Here is a 17,364-nt window from a genome sequence, read left to right as displayed (position 1 = left end):
CCGCAAGTTCGAAAGAAAGAGGAAAACTCATGGAAAAAATGAACGTAGAATCCTTCAATTTGGATCACACTAAAGTTGCCGCGCCCTATGTGCGCATTGCAGATCGCAAAGAACTGCCCGCAGGTGATGTCCTCATCAAATACGATGTGCGCTTTACCCAGCCCAACACCGATCACCTGGAGATGAAAGCAATCCACTCCATCGAACACCTCACCGCCGAACTCATGCGCAACCACACCGATAAGCTCATCGACTTTGGCCCCATGGGCTGCCAGACCGGTTTCTACGCGCTCACCCTCGGTCTAGAACCACAAGATTTCTTGCCCATCCTCGAAGCCAGCTTCAAAGACATTCTTCAGGCAACCGAGGTTCCAGCAGCAAACGAAGTACAGTGCGGCTGGGGTGCCAACCATTCGCTGAAGGACGCGCAAGAGGCAGTTAGTCAGTTCCTCGACCACCGCTCCGAGTGGGAAACGGTGATGGCATAGTGGCCCACCCCATTTCTTCTCTCCCACAAGATTTTCAAGACGCCGCCATCGTCCAGGTGGCAATGGATGAAGAAGCAGCACCCTTCTTTGAACTCACCGAGCCCGCAGGCGATTCTTTCAGCTACGGCATCGCGGAGTTCTTCCCGCGCGTCGTCCGCTCAGACCAGCGCGAAGAAAAGGTTCTGCTAGTGCGCTCGCGCATCGGGTTAGTCAATGCTGCCACGGCTATCACTACCGCGCTACGCCTTGTACCGTCGACGCCGCTAGTTGTCTCTGCTGGTACCGCCGGAGGATTACATACCTCCACTAATGTCGGTGACCTCGTCATCGGCACAGAATTTACCTACACCGACGCCGACGCCACCGCATTTGGCTACGCGCGCGGTCAGGTGCCGGGCATGCCCGAAAAGTTCGACGCAGCACCATCTTTGGTTGAATCCCTGGGTGCGCTCCCCCAGAGCGAATTAGCACCGGTCGAGTTCACCGGCACCATTCATCGTGGTCCTATGCTCGCTGGTGGTTCCTTCGTGACCGCTCATAATGTGGCTGATACGCGGGTGGTTTTTCCCGATGCGATCTCCACCGATATGGAAACCACCGCCATCGCGCAGGTATGCCACAACGAAGATGTACCTTTCATTGCTGTCCGAGCAATTTCGGATCTCTGCGGCCCCACAGCGGATCAGGTGTTCCACCTAGAAGTTGATTTGGTAGCGCCGGTGTCCGCCCAGGCAGCTCTTGCTGTTATTGACCACGTTATTGCCGCAGGAGGGCACTAATGCAAAACCATAAAATGCGTGATGGAAAGACTATCCCGCCCATCGGTTTAGGTACCTATGGAATGGACGATACGTCCGCAGAACTTCTTGTGTCTGAAGCGATTCGCCGAGGTTACCGCCTCATCGACACCGCCAAGAATTACGAGAATGAAAGCGGCGTGGGTAAGGGTGTACTTCGTTCAGGTGTAGATCGGGAAGAAATCTTTGTGATTTCTAAGATTCCAGGCCGCGACCACGGTTATGAAGAAGCTAAGGCATCGATTCGCGGTTCGCTTGAACGCATGGGTTTGGATTATCTGGACATGGTGCTCATTCACTGGCCTAATCCGTCCCAAGGTAAATTCGTTGATACCTGGCGCGGTTTGATGGCAGCGCGCGACGAAGGTTTGGTCAAGTCTATTGGTGTTTCCAATTTCTTGCCCGAACATATCAATCAACTGGTCGAAGAAACCGGCGAGTACCCGGCAGCCAACGAGATTGAACTGAACCCCTATTATCAGCAAGAGTCGCTGCATCAGTACAACGATGACCACGCGATTCTTACTATTTCTTGGGCGCCTTTGGGTAATCACACCGATTTGCTGGGCCATAGCGTCATCGCCAAAATCGCAGAAGAAGTACAAAAGACTCCTGCCCAGGTTATTCTTCGGTGGCATGTGCAGAGCCAGCTTCTTCCCATCCCCCGCACCCTCAAAGAGGAAAGACTCGAAGAGAACTTTGCGGTCTTCAGCTGGGAATTGTCCGACGAACAGATGAAGGAAATCAATCTGCTCCATGCGGGTATCTCGGGGTTCAATTTTGACCCCGCGACTCACGAGGAAATGTAAGCGTTCCACCGAGTTTGTATCAGAAAGGACGGTTTGTACCACCAAAAGCGTGGTACAAACCGTCCTTTGCATTAACGTTCAGGGTTTACCTCGCCAAAATTTCATAATAAAGCGAATGATTTCGAGGGTCCGTCTTTTCCTCACTCTTCTGAATGTAAGCATCCTAGAATCTCAGAGGAGTCCAACCTACTGGGAGGGCTTGCCTCGTTGATGCACGCTCACGGTCAACAAATTCTGACCACCCTTGGTAGCTATCTGAATTTAGTACAACCCCACGCGCAACTCTGAACCCAACATCCTCCAATATTGCATCAGGAGCATCTCCACGGCGAACGCCTACTCGTACGGACCACTCAGGATCAGACCAGCCTCCGCCTTTCAAAAGACGGTAGTTACCATATCGAGCAGTATCTAGACGATCCCAGCACCATTCCCAAACATTACCGAGGGTGTCATATAGCCCATACGCATTAGGGTTCTTTAACCCCATTGGTTGCGGTTCATTAACCTCATCGATTTCAGTCCATGCAATATCCATAAGATTTCCATATCGTGGACCCAAAGTACCTGCTTGACTTGCATAAACCCACTCAGCTTCTGTGGGAAGGCGATAGCCGTTCGCTAATGGATCCCAGATAACTTCTGTATCCTCAATTCGATAAGGTGGTTCAAGCCCCGCTTGTATTGAAGATTGATTACACCATTGGATAGTATCCAGCCAACGAATATTTCTTGCAGGAACTGGTTTGGTTTCAGCTGAATTGTTTTCCACATAACCCAGTTTGAACTGTTCGACGCTCACTGGGGTATCGCTGATTTCAAAGGGCTCTAGTGAAACTGTCCGCTCGCTTTTACGTCGAGCATCTTTGAGTAAAACATCTCCGCCAGAAATGTAAATCATTTGTTCCATGAAGTAACTCTTGTTCTATAACAAATATTAGTATCGAATGATACCCCATGGGTTGGCGATGCTTAATCCGAAGTATCACCAACAGTCCCGGCACAGCGTGAGGCAAGCTGGCTGGGTCTGGCATGAATCGCCTTTCTGAGCGCTAGCGAAGCAGGCGAGAAGGATTGCTTGCCTCACGCTGTGTCGGACTGGAGATTTTCTCCCTGATGGTTAAACCTCTATATTTAATTTTCAGCCAGCTTTTCCTCGGTATCTAAAACATCCTGGGCTATTTGCTCAATCAAAGCTTCGGCACCGGTGTAAGCCACCGTCGGACGCAGATAATGCAAAAATTCTACGGTGACTTCTTGCCCGTAAAGATTAAAGCTTTCGATGGGTTCATCGGGGCGGTTAATGACGTGAGCCTCAACCTGGCGCTGGGTAATTCCTTCAAAAGTGGGATTGGTACCGATAGAGGTTGCAACCGGATGACGCTTACCCTGCTCGTCAACCAGCCATCCCGCGTAGACGCCGTCGGCAGGGATAAATCCCCGGGACTGCTGCGAAAGATTAGCTGTGGGAAAACCCAGTTCTCGACCGCGGGCGGCGCCGTGGACAATTTCACCCACCATACGGTGCGGGCGTCCTAAAAGCTGACGCGCTTCCTCCACCTTTCCCTCAGCTAGTAGCTGCCGGATACGTGTAGAAGAAGTACGGTGCGTCTCGTCTGCCATCAGCTCGTCAATAGTCACAACCTCAAAACCAAAGGTTTGACCTAGTTCGCGCATGGTCTGAAGGTCACCGGCATTATTATGACCAAATCGGACATCTTCACCAATTACTACGTATCGAGCGTGCAGCGCATCAACAAACGTATTCTTCACAAATTCTTCGGGCGACTGCCGAGAAAATTCTAGGGTGTAATGCAACAGGATATAGGCATCAATCCCTAGTTCAGCCAGGTACTGCTGGCGCTCGGGCTGACCCATAATCTCATGCAGGGGCTCGTTCGGGCGATGAACCACCGCAGGGTGAGGGTCAAACGAAACCGCTGTGGGAGTGAGCCCCTGTTCGCGGGCAAGGTTTACCACGGTGCCCAGGACGGCTGCATGACCTGTATGAATGCCGTCAAAATTACCAATAGTAACCACAGACGGCCCGAAATCAGCCGGAATCGAGCTGATAGTGCGGTACAAATCCACGTCTTCCTCTTCCCTACTTGAACGGTTCCATATTACGCATCAAAACCTGCCGCTGCCGAATCGAGCAGAAGCAAACTTCATGCTATTTACTCACAGCGCGAGAGGTTGAAGCCTGACGAGTATGGAAGAGCCACCACAGGCCAATGATTGGGAGAACTAGCGGAACGTACCCGTAGCCGGCTCCGAAATGGGACCACACCGACGCAAGGGGGAAAAGATCGGGGCGCATATAAGAGAAGCTGCCCACTCCCAGCACACCCAATAGTTCAATGCTCAAGGCACCCACTGCAATGTTCCAGGACACCGCGTCCTTCTTTGCCAAGAAGATTGTCGCTACTAGATAAATAATCGCAGAAACCAGTGAGAGCGAAATCGACAGCGGGGCTTGATCGAACTTACGCAAAATCTGGTAGAGCGCACGAGCACCTGCAGACAGGGAAAAAATCCAGTAGATAACGATCAGCAGGCGGCCAAATCCACTATTTTTGGCGGTGGGTGATTGGTTCATCATGTAATTCTTAGTCTCGTAACGGTAGGGGAAATCAGGATTCCTGAATTTTAGTAGTAGTACCAGAGCATATTCATACGCTGAACCATCACAATAAGCACCGGCCCAACGATAGCCAGAACCAGAGTAGCCCAGCGCGTTCTCTCACTCATCGACCAGGTAAAAGCACCAGCAGGAATCACCATTGCGGTCAGCAAATACCCGTAATATTCTAGCCAGTCGCCGCTGGGTCCATCAGTCATAAACTGCATGATGATGGAGCCCACAAAATAGATGAATAGCCAGCCCTGCAGTACGATGGCGGAGCCCTGGGACCAGTCGTCCGGCGCTTTACCTCGTAAAAATTGAACCAGACAAATCAGAAAAGCAACGGTTCCCAGCAGACAGGTAATCCAGAACCAGATATCGTAACCGGCGATCATGCGGGGTTCTCCTCAAACGTATGGCTTGCTTCAAAAACCAGTAACGGTGCGGCAACGGGTTGTCCGCGGAAGGTCTTATTTTCTATAAGCCCGACGAGAGTCTGGTTGGGAGCATAAGCGGCTGTAATGCCATCTGTCGCTCCCCCGTTCGTCGCCCGCTGGTGTGCAGAAGTAGAGGGCTCAATGCGGCGTCCGAAAGAAATATCCGTGGCATCTTGAGCACTCAACTCTCTGACGCCAAACAGATGGGCTGCGGCGTCTTCTAAAGGAAACAACGGCAGAGGCTGTTCCTGTTCCCTCAGCTCTGCCAGAGCATCCAACGTGTGAGCCTCGGCTACTTGGATTTCGCCAATGCGAGTACGGCGCAAGGAGGTCAGATGCCCACCTACCCCCAAGGTATTCCCTAAATCTCGGGCAAGGGAGCGGATATAGGTGCCAGAAGAACAGGAAACCGTGATATTCAGGTCAATCACCTGAGCATCAACCGAAGCACCTTCAGCGTCCACCGTAGTAATTGAGGTCCGGTCAATAGAATGTACGGCGAACTCACTAATGGTCACCGGACGAGCGTCCAGTTGTACGTCTTGCCCCTCACGAACGCGAGAATAAGAACGAACGCCGTCCACTTTGATAGCCGAAACCGACGCGGGAACCTGCATGATATCGCCGGTGAGCTTTCCCACTTCCGCCTGTATCCGCGCATCATCGATAGATGCAATCGCTTTGGGTTCAGCGACCTCAAGAGTTTCGCCCTCGACGTCGTCGGTGACGGTTGAAATGCCCAAGCGGATAGTAGCGGTATACGTCTTTGACTCCTCCACAATCCACGTGAGTAACTTAGTAGCTTTCCCAATGCCCAAAATCAGCACTCCGGTCGCCATCGGATCAAGAGTGCCGGCGTGCCCCACTTTGCGCGTCTGGGCAAGCCTGCGCACACGCGAAACCACGTCATGGCTCGTCATGCCCGCAGGCTTATCAACGACAATCAGCCCGGACGGCCCCTGATGCTGTTTTTTAGCCACCTGGTTTATGCCTCTTCGGATTCTTCTTCATCAGGCTTCTTGTACGGATCGGCTTCACCCGCATAGGTAGCGCTCGAAGACGCCTCAGCGAGTTCCTCATCGCGAGAGCGCGCTTTACGTAGCAAGTCCTCAATATGCGACGCATTCACCGGAACTTCATCAGGCACAAAAGTCAGCGTAGGAGTCAAACGGGCAGTAATATTCTTACCTACCTCAGAGCGCAAAACACCTTTGGCAGATTCCAAAGCCGCCTGAGTAGAAGCCTGTTCTTCAGCGGTGCCATACACCGTGTAGTACACGGTAGCGTGCTGCAAGTCATTGGTTACTCGCGCATCGGTAATAGTTACAAAACCCAGACGTGGGTCTTTAATGCGGCGTTCCAATGCTTTGGCAACAATAACCTTGATGCGATCCGCAAGGCGGGCTGCGCGTGCTGCATCTGCCATAATTTTGCTCCTTAACGATGAGATTTTATCTTCTAAAAGTTTATCGGGGTTCTGCACTATTTGCAGAAAAATGAGGCGGGGCGCCCAGCAACATAGCCGGACACCCCGCCCTCTCACTCAACGAGTGTTAGATGATAGACACATCTTAGACGCGGGGCTTCTCCTGAAGCTCCCAAGTCTCAATGACGTCGCCGTCCTTGATGTCGTTGAAGGAGCCGAGTCCAATACCACACTCGTAACCTTCGCGAACCTCAGTGGCGTCGTCCTTGAAGCGGCGCAAGGACTCGATGGTCAGGTTGTCCTGAACCACGTTGCCATCGCGTACCAGGCGTGCCTTGGAGTTGCGCTTAATGATGCCTGACTTGACAATCGAACCTGCGATATTACCCCACTTGGAGGAGCGGAATACTTCGCGGATCTCCGCTGAGCCAAGCTCAACTTCTTCGTACTCAGGCTTGAGCATACCCTTGACGGCTGCTTCAATCTCTTCAAGTGCGCGGTAGATGACCGTGTAGAACTTCAGTTCTACGCCTTCACGGTCAGCAAGTTCGGTAACTCGCTCCGCCGGACGAACGTTGAAGCCGATGATGACCGCATTATCAACGGTTGCAAGGTTGACGTCGTTCTGGGTAATCGCACCCACACCACGGTGGATAACGCGAACCTGAACCTCGTCCCCGCCAGCATCAATCTTCATGATGGACTCTTCCAGAGCTTCAACAGCACCGGAAACGTCACCCTTGATGATGAGGTTGAGGGTATCCATGTTGCCCTCAGCCACAGCAGCGTCGAAGGATTCGAGGGTAACGCGCTTGCGGCGCTTAGCCAACATAGCATTACGATCGGCAGCCTCACGCTTTTCAGCGATTTGACGGGCGGTACGCTCTTCTTCGGTCGAGATAAAGGTATCGCCTGCACGAGGAACGGTAGAAAGACCCAGAACCTGCACGGGGCGTGAAGGACCAGCTTCTTGTACAGCGTTCCCGTTTTCATCGAACATCGCACGAACACGACCGTGTGCCACACCGGCCACGATAGCGTCACCAATATGCAAGGTACCGGACTGAACCAAGACGGTGGAAACCGCGCCGCGACCCTTATCCAAGTTAGCTTCAATGGCAACGCCACGAGCTTCCTTGTTGGGGTTAGCGGTGAGCTCTAGAGCACCGTCTGCGGTGAGGCAGATAGCTTCAAGAAGCTCGTCAATGTTCAAACCCTGGCGTGCAGAGACGTCCACGAACATGGTGTCGCCACCGTATTCTTCAGGAATTAGACCGTATTCGGTGAGCTGACCACGAATCTTATCGGGGCTAGCGCCTTCCTTATCAATCTTGTTGACTGCGACAACAATCGGAACCTCAGCGGCCTTGGCGTGGTTCAGTGCTTCAACGGTCTGTGGCATAACGCCATCGTCCGCTGCAACAACCAGAACAGCGATGTCAGTGACCTTGGCACCGCGGGCACGCATAGCGGTAAACGCCTCGTGACCGGGAGTATCAATGAAGGTTAGAGCGCGCTCTTCGCCTTCTACCTCGGTACGGATTTGGTAAGCACCGATGTGCTGGGTAATACCGCCGGCTTCGCCTTCAATAACGTTGGTGTTACGGATAGCGTCCAGCAAACGAGTCTTACCGTGGTCAACGTGACCCATAACGGTTACAACAGGAGGACGAATCTCTAGGACATCGTCATCTTCTGCTTCAGCTTCAGCATCCAAGTTGATGTCGAAGGATTCGAAGAGTTCGCGCTCTTCGTCCTCAGGTGAAACAACCTGAACTTTGTAGCCCAGTTCAGCACCGAGGAGCTCGAAAGTTTCCTCATCCAGTGACTGAGTCTGAGTTGCCATTTCACCGAGGTGGAACAGCACGGTAATCAACGATGCGGGGTTTGCATTAATCTTCTCAGCAAAATCCATAATCGAAGCACCGCGACGCAAGCGAATAAGAGTTTCTCCGTCACCGCGAGGAACTACTACGCCACCTACTGTGGGTGCCTGGATCTGATCTTGATCCCTACGGTTCTGCTTCTTCTTCTTGCCTCGACGTCCACCGCCGCGACCGAAAGCGCCCTGAGCGTTACCGCGACCGCCGCCGGGGCCACCGCGACCAGGGCCACGGTTGAATCCGCCCCCGCCTCCGCGGCGAGGACCATTGCCGCCGCCAGCGTTGCCACCGCGACCGGGTGCACCGGCTGCAGGAGCTGCCATCTTGGTAGGCATCATGTTAGGTGAAGGACGGTTTCCGCCGCCCCCTGCATTTGCAGGACGAGGTGCGTTGTTACCTGCGGGACGGGGTCCGCCCTGACCTGCGTTAGCAGGACGCTGGTTACGACCGCCACCTGCGGGACGAGGGCCACCGTTGCCACCTGCGGGACGAGAACCGCCCTGACCGCCACCTGCGGGACGAGGGCCACCCTGACCGCCTGCGGGACGAGGGCCGCCACCGCGCTGATTACGACCGGCAGGACGGGGTCCGCCCTGACCTCGTTCGCCGCGCTCATTACGCTTGCCCATACCCTGCTGGGATGAAAAAGGATTATTTCCGGGGCGAGGACCTGGTTTAGCGCCAGGCTTGGGTGCGCCAGAAGGCTTAGGTGCTGCTGCGCCTGGTTTAGGAGCTGCGGCGCCTGGCTTAGGTGCGGAAGGAGCAGAAGATTCGTTCCGGTTCATGCCCTGCTGCGTAGAGAAGGGGTTGTTACCGGGACGAGGTCCACTAGCTTTCTGAGCCGGCTTAGTTTCTGCCTGCTGGGTTGCAGGCTTCGCAGTTGGTTTGGCACCGGGCTTCGGTGCGTTGCCGGGCTTGGGTGTGCCAGAAGGCTTAGGTGCTGCTGCGCCTGGTTTAGGAGTTGCGGCGCCTGGCTTAGGTGCGCCAGAAGGCTTAGGTGCGGAGCCCTTGGGCTCTGCTGCCTTTGCCTGGTTTTCTGCAGGCTTTTCCCCTGCAGCTTGAGGGAACGCTGAACGTAGTTTCTTTTCTACGGGCGGTTCCACGGTAGATGATGGACCTTTGACGAATTCGCCAAGTTCCTGAAGCTTACCGATAGCTTCTTTAGAAGTAATTCCCAACTCTTTTGCGAGTTGGTGAACGCGGGGCTTAGCCACATTTCTCCTGTCCTGGTTCGCACCAGGACGGCGCGAACCTTTAATACTTGAAGAGAGTAAACCGGCTTCGAGGATTGAAGCTAGCTACTTTTTTGCCTGTGTGAGAGCACAACAAAGTACTCATCGTGCGGCACTCATAGAGTTTCCATCAGTTTTCTGACTCGCTTTCGCATAAGAAGTCGTCAAACTAGTTGACTTACATATTGGTTCGCCTTGACCTGTTTGGCATGTGACCGCTCAGGCTAGAACCGGTTATACAGCACTATGCTGTCATCACCAGTTCCTGAGGCTGTACTCGGGAACGGAACGCCCTGTGAAAAGCTCCCTTGCGGTGAGCTTTGCTCAGACATTCGGAGTCGGGATGAATCCAAGCTCCACGCCCGGGTTTGTTCTTTTCATCATCAAACACTGCAAAAGGAAGAGATTCCCCTGCGCGCTTTTCGCAGACGATGCGAACAAGTTGATGGGGTGAGTCTTTGACTCTGCATCCGATACACGTACGGAGGGAATCAAGCATGGTACCCTCCTTAGGCGTAACTGGACGAAGGGCGCACAAAAGCGCGAAACGTCCATCTCAGACTGAAAAGTCGAACTAGACTATGTTCCAGTTTAGCCCCGAAGGAGGGGTTGAGCGCAACTAAGTGAGTTAGTTCGCATTATCCTCGGAGGGTTCCGTCATCCGACCTGCCTCTTCCATTGCCTGGTTAAAGCGGGATTCAGAGAGAATATCGATGCGCCAACCGGTGAGTTTTGCTGCCAGACGAGCGTTCTGACCTTCTTTGCCAATAGCAAGAGACAGCTGATCGTCGGGAACCACAGCACGAGCAGAGTATGAACGCTGATCCGTGACCGTCACGCTCTTAACCTTTGAAGGAGAAAGAGCCGCAGCAATGAACTCAGTGGGGTCATCCGAGTAATCGACAATATCGATTTTCTCGTTGTTCAATTCGCTCATGACTGCGCGTACACGCGAACCCATTTCACCAATGCATGAGCCCTTAGGGTTGATGCCGGGCTTAGTTGCCATGACCGAAATCTTGGTACGATGGCCCGCTTCACGAGCAATGGACATGATCTCTACCGAACCATCTTGGATTTCAGGTACTTCGTGTTCGAAAAGACGGCGAACCAAGTTGGGGTGGGTTCGGGAAAGTTGCACTGAAGGACCTTTAGGTCCGCGACGAGCCTCCAAAAGATAGGCACGCACGCGCGAACCGTGCGGGTAACGTTCACCGGGAACCTGCTCAGAAGACGGCAGAACAGCCTCCACCGTGCCTAAATCAACGTGAACCATACGGGGATTCGGACCCTGCTGAACCACACCGGTTACTAGTTGACCTTCGCGATCCTTGTATTCACCCAACAAATGTGAATCTTCTGCGTCGCGCAGGCGCTGGTAGATGACCTGACGAGCGGTCGATGCGGCGATACGCCCAAAGTTATTGGGGGTGTCGTCGAATTCGCCTATCTGCTCATCATCATCATCGAGCTCAGGAGCCCAAATAGTGACCGCGCCAGTCTTACGGTCAATCTCAGCACGTGATTCTCTAATCGCGCCGGGCTGTTTCTGGTACGCCAGCAACAGAGCGCTCTCAATCATCGGAATGAGTTCCTCAATTGAAATGTCTCGCTCTTTTTCCAGCAGTCGCAGGTTGCTCAGATCGATATCCATAGCCGGCCTTTCCGTGTAGAACAGGGCCGGGACACTTGCGGTGTCCCGGCTCCGTCGATGTGTTCAATTCACGCGAGCTTTCCCGCACAAAACATCTTGTCGATTAATACGTCTTGGAGTAAGTCTAGCGAACTTAGACCTAGTGGTTGAACTCAATCTCTACATTTGCGCTAGAAATTGAATCCCAAGGCAAGGTTTCTTGGTCTTTATAAGACTCCGGTTGCCCCTTTTTCGTCTGCTTTTTGCGGCGGATTTTGACGCCTTCCTCTAGGACTTCGTCTAAGCGAGCGAGGAAGGGCTCACCGTCGGTCAGTTCAATATTGAGCAGGCGGTTTAGGGATCGTTTCCAATGCCGACGCTCGGTCAGGGCGCGCGTAGCGCCAGGTGAAGAGACCTCTAATAGGTAGGGTTCTTCACCGTCATTAGCTTGATCGAGTACTGCTGAAATGCCCTGGGAAACTTCGGCAATGGTGTCGAGGGAGAGGAAGTCGGTGCGTTCTTCGGTGTAGTCAATCACGATTTCTAAGGTGCGGTTCTTGCCGGAACCTTTAGCGTTCAGCGACTCTAGTACGCATCCGAACTCTTCGATGACGGGAACAATTGCGGTGCGGATTTCTTCGGTGTTGATAAAGGGCTTGCGGGGTGTGCTGGTTTGGATACCTGCCGCTGCGCGTTCAGCCGCGCGTCGTTCACGGGAATTCAGCTCTGTTTTCTTTGCCATGAATTACTTTCTCTAGGGAAGTAGTTGATAGTTGTATATTCTTCGTGCTTAACGGTAGCGAATGAGCTGCGGTTGTGCATTGTTTTTTCTCTGGAAGCGTGCTCGGGGGCTGCTGCGAACCTGTGCGAAGATAGAGAGGGTTCTGTTGGTTGAGAAGAGGTGCATGATGAAAACATCGACGGGTATATCCATGCTTGCAGCGGTAGGGATCCTTGGTTTGGGTACTTGGGGGTATAGCTCGGCTCAGCAGACTGACAGTGTGGAAAAACAGCTTGCTCCCCAGGTTCGTATGGTGCAGACTCTACAATCTATTCAAGATAACTCTGCGCAGGCATCCATCGATCAACTGATAGAGAAGCAATTGGAGCAGGTGCCTGAAAGCGCCCATGAACTGAGTTCCACTGAAACATCAGAAGTACCGGACTTTTCCCTCACGTCCGGAGTTGATGAGCTCTGGAATATCGCCGTCGATGATTCGACGGACGCCGCAGACCGCGCTCAAGCACTCACTTTCGCCCAGCAGCTCTGGCTTGCGGGTAGTGCAGAGAAATTAGTTAAAGGCTCACCAGAGTTTGTCGGAACTGTGCACATCAGCTGTGATTCTCCGAATCATGCTGAATCTGCCCCGGACAGTGTGCAGGATACCTTGGCATCTGCCCACGCCTATCTTTATGCAGCACAAGTTATTGACGCCCGTTCCCCTGAGCCAGAGGACAACGTCGATGAAAAACGCATATCCGATGCGCTTGCTCAAGCCGAAAAGTGGGAGCAAAATCTTTCGGAAGCAACTTCTTGTAATTTTCAGGTTCCCGCCCAGCAACCTGCTTATGACTTCGATGAAGCGCACGCTGCAGATTCTTTGAAATCTCTTCAGAACAATGTAAAAACGAACGCTCAGGCGGTTTGGGCTGATTCCGCTGTAACTACTGACTCGCCCATCTTCGGGGAGTCGGTGAAACTTTCGTTTGGAGAGTAGTTCCTAGAAGAAAAGTGCTCTGCTCCAAAGATCCCACGCCATTGTAAGAATCAATGCAGAAACTACCCCCATCATCATCACTCGAATGAACTTATTCCCCCGCGCTATGGCTGTTCGTGCACCCAGGTAGCCACCGCAAAGATTTGCCAATCCCAGCAGAAGTCCCAATGACCAAATCTGGTACCCGGCAAGCGCAAAGAAAATCAACGCTCCAAGGTTAGTCGCAAGATTGATAATTTTTGTTTGAGCAGTTGCCAGCAAAAAGTTGTATCCCAGAAGACTATTCAAGGCAATCATCAAAAATGAGCCGGTGCCCGGTCCGAGTAGCCCGTCGTAGAACCCAATCACCACGCCGATACCCAAAGCTGTGAGAATATGCCGAGCCCCCGTATGTTTGAGCTGCTGTAACTCCCCCAGATTCGGTTTGAAAACAGTAAACAGCAGAACCCCCACCAGTGCGCAGACAATAATGGGTTTGAAAAGGGTTGTAGGGATATGGGTTGCAACTATTGCCCCTCCCATACTCGCAAAAAATGCCACGACGGCGGTAGGTAGCGAAGTTTTGAGATCGTTGGAAGTCCGCCGGTAATAGGTGGTGGCGCTGGCAGCTGTTCCAAAAACTGAGCCCAGTTTATTGACCGCTAACGCCTGGTAGGGAGTGAGTCCAGGTACAAGCATCAGCGCCGGTAGCTGAACCAAACCTCCACCGCCAACTACCGCGTCGACCCAGCCAGCAGAGAAACCCGCGCACACCATTAAAATCAAGGTCATTGGATCCATTGATTCAAACATGAGGGGGCTCCTTCACTAGCCCACGAAGCAAAAGTTCTCCGCGCCCTCATTTTCAGTTCCCTTTTTCAGGTCGCGGAGATACTTCTTTTATTTATTTACTTCTCGCACAATTTCTTCTGCAGCGGACTCGACGGCAATATCCCGAGCCTCGCCAGAACGGCGATCTTTCAGCTCTAGCTTGCCGTCCTTGAAACCACGTCCTACCACAACGATGGTAGGAACGCCCAGCAATTCGGCATCGCCAAACTTCACGCCGGGAGATGCCTTGGGGCGATCATCGAACATTACGTCAAGACCGGCTGCAGATAATTCTTCCACTAGCTTTTCAGCGTATTCGGTAATGTCTGCGCCCTTGCCGGTAGCTACCACATGAACGTCTGCAGGGGCTAGATTTCGAGGCCAGATTAGGCCCTTATCGTCATGGTTTCCTTCAGCAATCGCTGCGAGCGCACGGGTAACACCCACACCGTAAGACCCCATGGTGACAGTCTGCAACTTGCCGTTTTGGTCTAGAACCTTGAGCCCCAGAGCTTCTGCATATTTGCGGCCCAGCTGGAAGATGTGCCCCATTTCGATGCCGCGGGCTGCAATGAGAGGTCCCGAACCGTCGGGAGCGGGATCACCTTCTCGAACTTCACAGGCCTCAATCACGCCGTCGGCCTCAAAATCGCGTTCGAAGACGAGGTTGTACACATGCTTCTCAGCTTCGTTAGCACCGGTAATCCATGTCGAACCGGAGACTACACGGGGGTCAACAAAGTATGGGATTTCGGTCTCTGATTCGGTGCCAAGCAGTTTTGCATCGAGAGAGAGACCGGGGCCAATATACCCCTTGACCAGCTGGGGGAATTTTTTGAAGTCTTCCTCGGTGGCTGCTTCTACCTCAACTTCGCCGCCAATACCGAGCAATACGCCCACGTTCACTTCGACGCGGCCCATGTCGACCGCGCGGTCGCCAGGCACGCCAATGGCAACAAGCTGACGGGTGCCATCGGGGTGAATGACTGCGATAACAACGTTTTTCAGGGTATCTGCAGCGGTCCATTGCCCCTCTGATTTGGGGTGAAGCGCATTGGACTGTTCTACCAGAGTCTCGATAGTGGGTGAGTCTGGAGTTACCTCGATGGACGCCGCGGGGGTGTTGCTGGCATCGATAGGTTCAGGCACTACGGTTGTGACTGCTTCAACGTTTGCCGCGTATCCACCTTCCGACCGCACAAAAGTATCTTCGCCGACAGGCGTGGGGTGCAAGAACTCTTCCGAGCGGGAGCCACCCATAGCACCAGATTGTGCCTTCACGATGGCGATTTCTAAGCCAAGGCGCTCAAATATACGCTGGTAAGCCCCACGGTGAGCGAAATACGCTTCTTCCAAACCGGCGTCGTCAATGTTGAAGGAGTAGGAGTCCTTCATAATGAATTCACGACCGCGGAGCAGTCCGGCACGAGGACGCGCTTCGTCGCGGTACTTGGTCTGAATCTGGTAGAGATAGACCGGCAAATCTTTGTAGGAGCTATAAAGGTCCTTCACCAAAAGGGTGAACATCTCTTCATGGGTAGGAGCCAAAAGCATGTCAGTGCCGCGGCGATCCTGCAGTCGGAAAAGGTTATCGCCGTACTCGGTCCAGCGGTTGGTCGCCTCATAGGGTTCACGGGGCAAAAGAGCCGGAAAATGAACTTCCTGTGCACCAATCGCGTTCATTTCTTCGCGCACAATGTTCTCAACTTTGTTGAGCACCTTAAGGCCCAGCGGCAACCAGGTATAAATGCCGGGGGCAGCACGACGAATGTACCCGGCGCGAACCAGCAGTTTGTGGCTGGCGACCTCGGCATCTACCGGATCATCGCGCAGAGTACGCAAAAAGAGTTGTGAAAGGCGAGTAGTTGCCACCTGAATCATCCGTTTCTCTTGGGGTTCTCCCCCAGCACGCAGGCTAGAGGCATTTTGTTTTATTCTACTGTCTCACGGCATGCACAACAGAAAAAGTAAAAAAGAGCGGTGCGCACCCTCTAGAAAGGATGCACACCGCTCTAAGACGCGACCATTAAGCTAAATCAGCACATCAGACGTCGAGAGATAATCCCCTACCAGTTGAAGAACGCCTGAGCTTCAGGATTTAACGTAATTTCTGCCTCATAGGTTGGATTGACGAGCTTACTATCTGGCATGAGCCATTTGATAGATCCATGCTCAAATTGCTGCGTTTGGTATTTGAGGCCGCCTTCTTCCACAATTTTTGCCTCAGCAACAGGCACGCCCAAAGCGCTCACCTTACTAGGCTCAAGATTCCAATCGCCTTGGTACCACTGCTGAGCTTGCGTCCAAGATCCACGACCCACTATGGATTCTTGATATCCCAGCCATTCCGAGCGATAGGCTTTAGCTCCTGTTACAGGAGTGTGATCTGCGTTAGCTTTGATGATGTACATGGCACGGGCATCTGTGACGAAAAGGGCACCACCCTCTTCACCGGGTAGCCCTGGCATATCTGAGTAGGAAGCCTTGGACCAGTCGATGGAATTAATATCAAGCGGGGTATAAGGAACTTCGTGGTCAATCACGTAGTCCTCAACAGGCTGCCAGGTCTTTGTTCCATCTGCATTGACAACATACTGGGAGTGCTGCACGCTGACGGAGCGCTCGCCATAGGCTTGAAGTGCGAACTCATTGACTGCTGACTCACCGAAGATGCTGACATAGCCCATATCGCTGTCGCCGCCGTCAGGGGAAAATGAGATGATAAGCCCGCCATAATACGAAGGGTTCTTGATGTATTCGGTATAAACCGGTCCTTCAAGTATTCCGCTGTTTCCGATCTGCTGGTCGTAAAGGAAAACGCGTCCTTTATATCCTACAGCTACTGCGTAGTAACGACCGTCAGTGACGATAATGTCTTCAGCCGTAACGGTAGAGTCAAAGGATTTATGCACCATATCAAGAACTTTGGCTTTGGTTGCAGCTTCGTTGTCTGCTGCTGGCTTGGCATCAAAGCATGCCTTGGCTGTGCCTCGCGTTTGCAACCATTTCTTACCTTCGACTGAGTTCAAATCAATGGATGAACCCGCAGTCGCCTTGGTGCCACCGACGACGACGAGGTGGCGGGTCTTGCCGTCAAAAGTTGTTACCGATGGACCACAATAAGTGTTATTCCAGGCGTCACCTTCGAGGGCGCCAACCACACCGATACCGCCTGCTTTTTCATATGCCTGAGCACGATCGGCACCGGTAATAGCTTTGACGCCGGTGGATGAACCCCAGGTAATAACAGACTTTTCAAAAATCTGCTCGCAGCCTTTACCCTTAACGCATTTCTCCGGCGATAATGGCTGGCCGTATTTGGCAGGGTCTGTTTTCCAGAGTTTGGTGATACCAGCGTTGGGGTTCATGTAGACACTCGGAGTAGGGGCCGCCTGAGCCACACTGGGTAGTAGCGCGACGAGAGCAGTCGCAGAAAGAAGCGAGACGCCCCATTTGTTGGATGAAAATTTCATCATTTTTCCTCTTCGTTGAGTTTTAGGGGAAG

At 52.9% G+C, this 17,364-nt stretch carries 17 protein-coding genes; 4 read left to right on the top strand and 13 right to left on the bottom strand.

Going from position 1 to position 17,364, the window contains the following annotated elements:
* Positions 1-29: 29 nt before the first annotated feature.
* From ACFR81_RS09345 to ACFR81_RS09335, 3 genes are read left to right on the top strand one after another with little or no spacing between them, the layout of a single operon-like run.
* Positions 30-488 carry an S-ribosylhomocysteine lyase gene (locus ACFR81_RS09345; protein WP_068167954.1) on the top strand — a complete coding sequence of 153 codons (459 nt, stop codon included), beginning with the start codon at positions 30-32 and terminating at the stop codon, positions 486-488.
* Positions 488-1,267 carry a 5'-methylthioadenosine/S-adenosylhomocysteine nucleosidase gene (gene mtnN, locus ACFR81_RS09340; protein WP_343875682.1) on the top strand — a complete coding sequence of 260 codons (780 nt, stop codon included), beginning with the start codon at positions 488-490 and terminating at the stop codon, positions 1,265-1,267. Before ACFR81_RS09345 ends, mtnN begins: the two co-directional genes overlap by 1 nt.
* Positions 1,267-2,094 carry an aldo/keto reductase gene (locus ACFR81_RS09335; protein ID WP_343875683.1) on the top strand — a complete coding sequence of 276 codons (828 nt, stop codon included), beginning with the start codon at positions 1,267-1,269 and terminating at the stop codon, positions 2,092-2,094. The genes mtnN and ACFR81_RS09335 overlap by 1 nt, the downstream gene beginning before the upstream one ends.
* Before the next feature lie 163 nt (positions 2,095-2,257).
* Here ACFR81_RS09335 and ACFR81_RS09330 read toward each other — a convergent pair whose 3' ends face one another.
* The 10 genes from ACFR81_RS09330 to ACFR81_RS09285 all read right to left on the bottom strand — a co-directional run bounded on the left by ACFR81_RS09330 (position 2,258) and on the right by ACFR81_RS09285 (position 12,073).
* Positions 2,258-3,004, bottom strand: coding sequence for a formylglycine-generating enzyme family protein (locus tag ACFR81_RS09330; protein WP_343875684.1), 747 nt, complete (start codon positions 3,002-3,004; stop codon positions 2,258-2,260).
* 224 nt (positions 3,005-3,228) lie between these two features.
* Positions 3,229-4,185 carry a bifunctional riboflavin kinase/FAD synthetase gene (locus tag ACFR81_RS09325; protein WP_343875686.1) on the bottom strand — a complete coding sequence of 319 codons (957 nt, stop codon included), beginning with the start codon at positions 4,183-4,185 and terminating at the stop codon, positions 3,229-3,231.
* Positions 4,186-4,267: 82 nt separating this feature from the next.
* A complete protein-coding gene (locus tag ACFR81_RS09320) occupies positions 4,268-4,696 on the bottom strand; it encodes a hypothetical protein (protein ID WP_145174848.1) in 429 nt (142 codons plus the stop codon).
* Between the two features lie 47 nt (positions 4,697-4,743).
* Positions 4,744-5,115: a hypothetical protein gene (locus tag ACFR81_RS09315; RefSeq protein ID WP_068167948.1), complete on the bottom strand. Its 372-nt coding sequence runs from the start codon at positions 5,113-5,115 to the stop codon at positions 4,744-4,746.
* The gene (gene truB / locus ACFR81_RS09310) at positions 5,112-6,137 is read right to left on the bottom strand and encodes a tRNA pseudouridine(55) synthase TruB (protein ID WP_145174845.1); all 1,026 of its coding nucleotides are present in this window, start codon (positions 6,135-6,137) and stop codon (positions 5,112-5,114) included. Before truB ends, ACFR81_RS09315 begins: the two co-directional genes overlap by 4 nt.
* A gap of 5 nt (positions 6,138-6,142) precedes the next feature.
* Positions 6,143-6,583 (bottom strand): 30S ribosome-binding factor RbfA, encoded by a 441-nt coding sequence (gene rbfA, locus ACFR81_RS09305; protein ID WP_145174842.1) that lies wholly within the window; start codon positions 6,581-6,583, stop codon positions 6,143-6,145.
* Between the two features lie 145 nt (positions 6,584-6,728).
* Positions 6,729-9,680, bottom strand: coding sequence for a translation initiation factor IF-2 (gene infB, locus ACFR81_RS09300; RefSeq protein WP_343875690.1), 2,952 nt, complete (start codon positions 9,678-9,680; stop codon positions 6,729-6,731).
* Positions 9,681-9,942: 262 nt separating this feature from the next.
* Positions 9,943-10,197, bottom strand: a complete 255-nt coding sequence (locus ACFR81_RS09295; RefSeq protein WP_068167940.1) for a YlxR family protein — start codon at positions 10,195-10,197, stop codon at positions 9,943-9,945.
* Between the two features lie 129 nt (positions 10,198-10,326).
* Complete coding sequence (gene nusA, locus ACFR81_RS09290; RefSeq protein ID WP_068167938.1) at positions 10,327-11,352, bottom strand: transcription termination factor NusA; 1,026 nt, start codon at positions 11,350-11,352, stop codon at positions 10,327-10,329.
* Between the two features lie 139 nt (positions 11,353-11,491).
* The gene (locus ACFR81_RS09285; RefSeq protein ID WP_145174830.1) at positions 11,492-12,073 is read right to left on the bottom strand and encodes a ribosome maturation factor RimP; all 582 of its coding nucleotides are present in this window, start codon (positions 12,071-12,073) and stop codon (positions 11,492-11,494) included.
* A gap of 163 nt (positions 12,074-12,236) precedes the next feature.
* Between ACFR81_RS09285 and ACFR81_RS09280 the strand changes: the two genes are divergently transcribed.
* Positions 12,237-13,049, top strand: coding sequence for a hypothetical protein (locus ACFR81_RS09280; RefSeq protein WP_343875694.1), 813 nt, complete (start codon positions 12,237-12,239; stop codon positions 13,047-13,049).
* Positions 13,050-13,052: 3 nt separating this feature from the next.
* On the opposite strand, the gene ACFR81_RS09275 is transcribed toward ACFR81_RS09280, so the two are convergent.
* The 3 genes from ACFR81_RS09275 to ACFR81_RS09265 form a co-directional block, all read right to left on the bottom strand.
* Entirely contained in the window at positions 13,053-13,841 is a 789-nt protein-coding gene (locus ACFR81_RS09275; RefSeq protein ID WP_343875696.1) for a TSUP family transporter, read from the bottom strand.
* 87 nt (positions 13,842-13,928) lie between these two features.
* A complete protein-coding gene (locus ACFR81_RS09270; RefSeq protein WP_190616880.1) occupies positions 13,929-15,740 on the bottom strand; it encodes a proline--tRNA ligase in 1,812 nt (603 codons plus the stop codon).
* A 185-nt stretch (positions 15,741-15,925) separates the two neighbouring features.
* Positions 15,926-17,335: a hypothetical protein gene (locus ACFR81_RS09265; protein ID WP_190616882.1), complete on the bottom strand. Its 1,410-nt coding sequence runs from the start codon at positions 17,333-17,335 to the stop codon at positions 15,926-15,928.
* Positions 17,336-17,364 lie beyond the last annotated feature (29 nt).

Source organism: Rothia amarae (assembly GCF_042677725.1).
GTDB classification, from domain to species: domain Bacteria; phylum Actinomycetota; class Actinomycetes; order Actinomycetales; family Micrococcaceae; genus Rothia; species Rothia amarae.
This window is presented reverse-complemented; position numbering and strand designations above follow the sequence as displayed.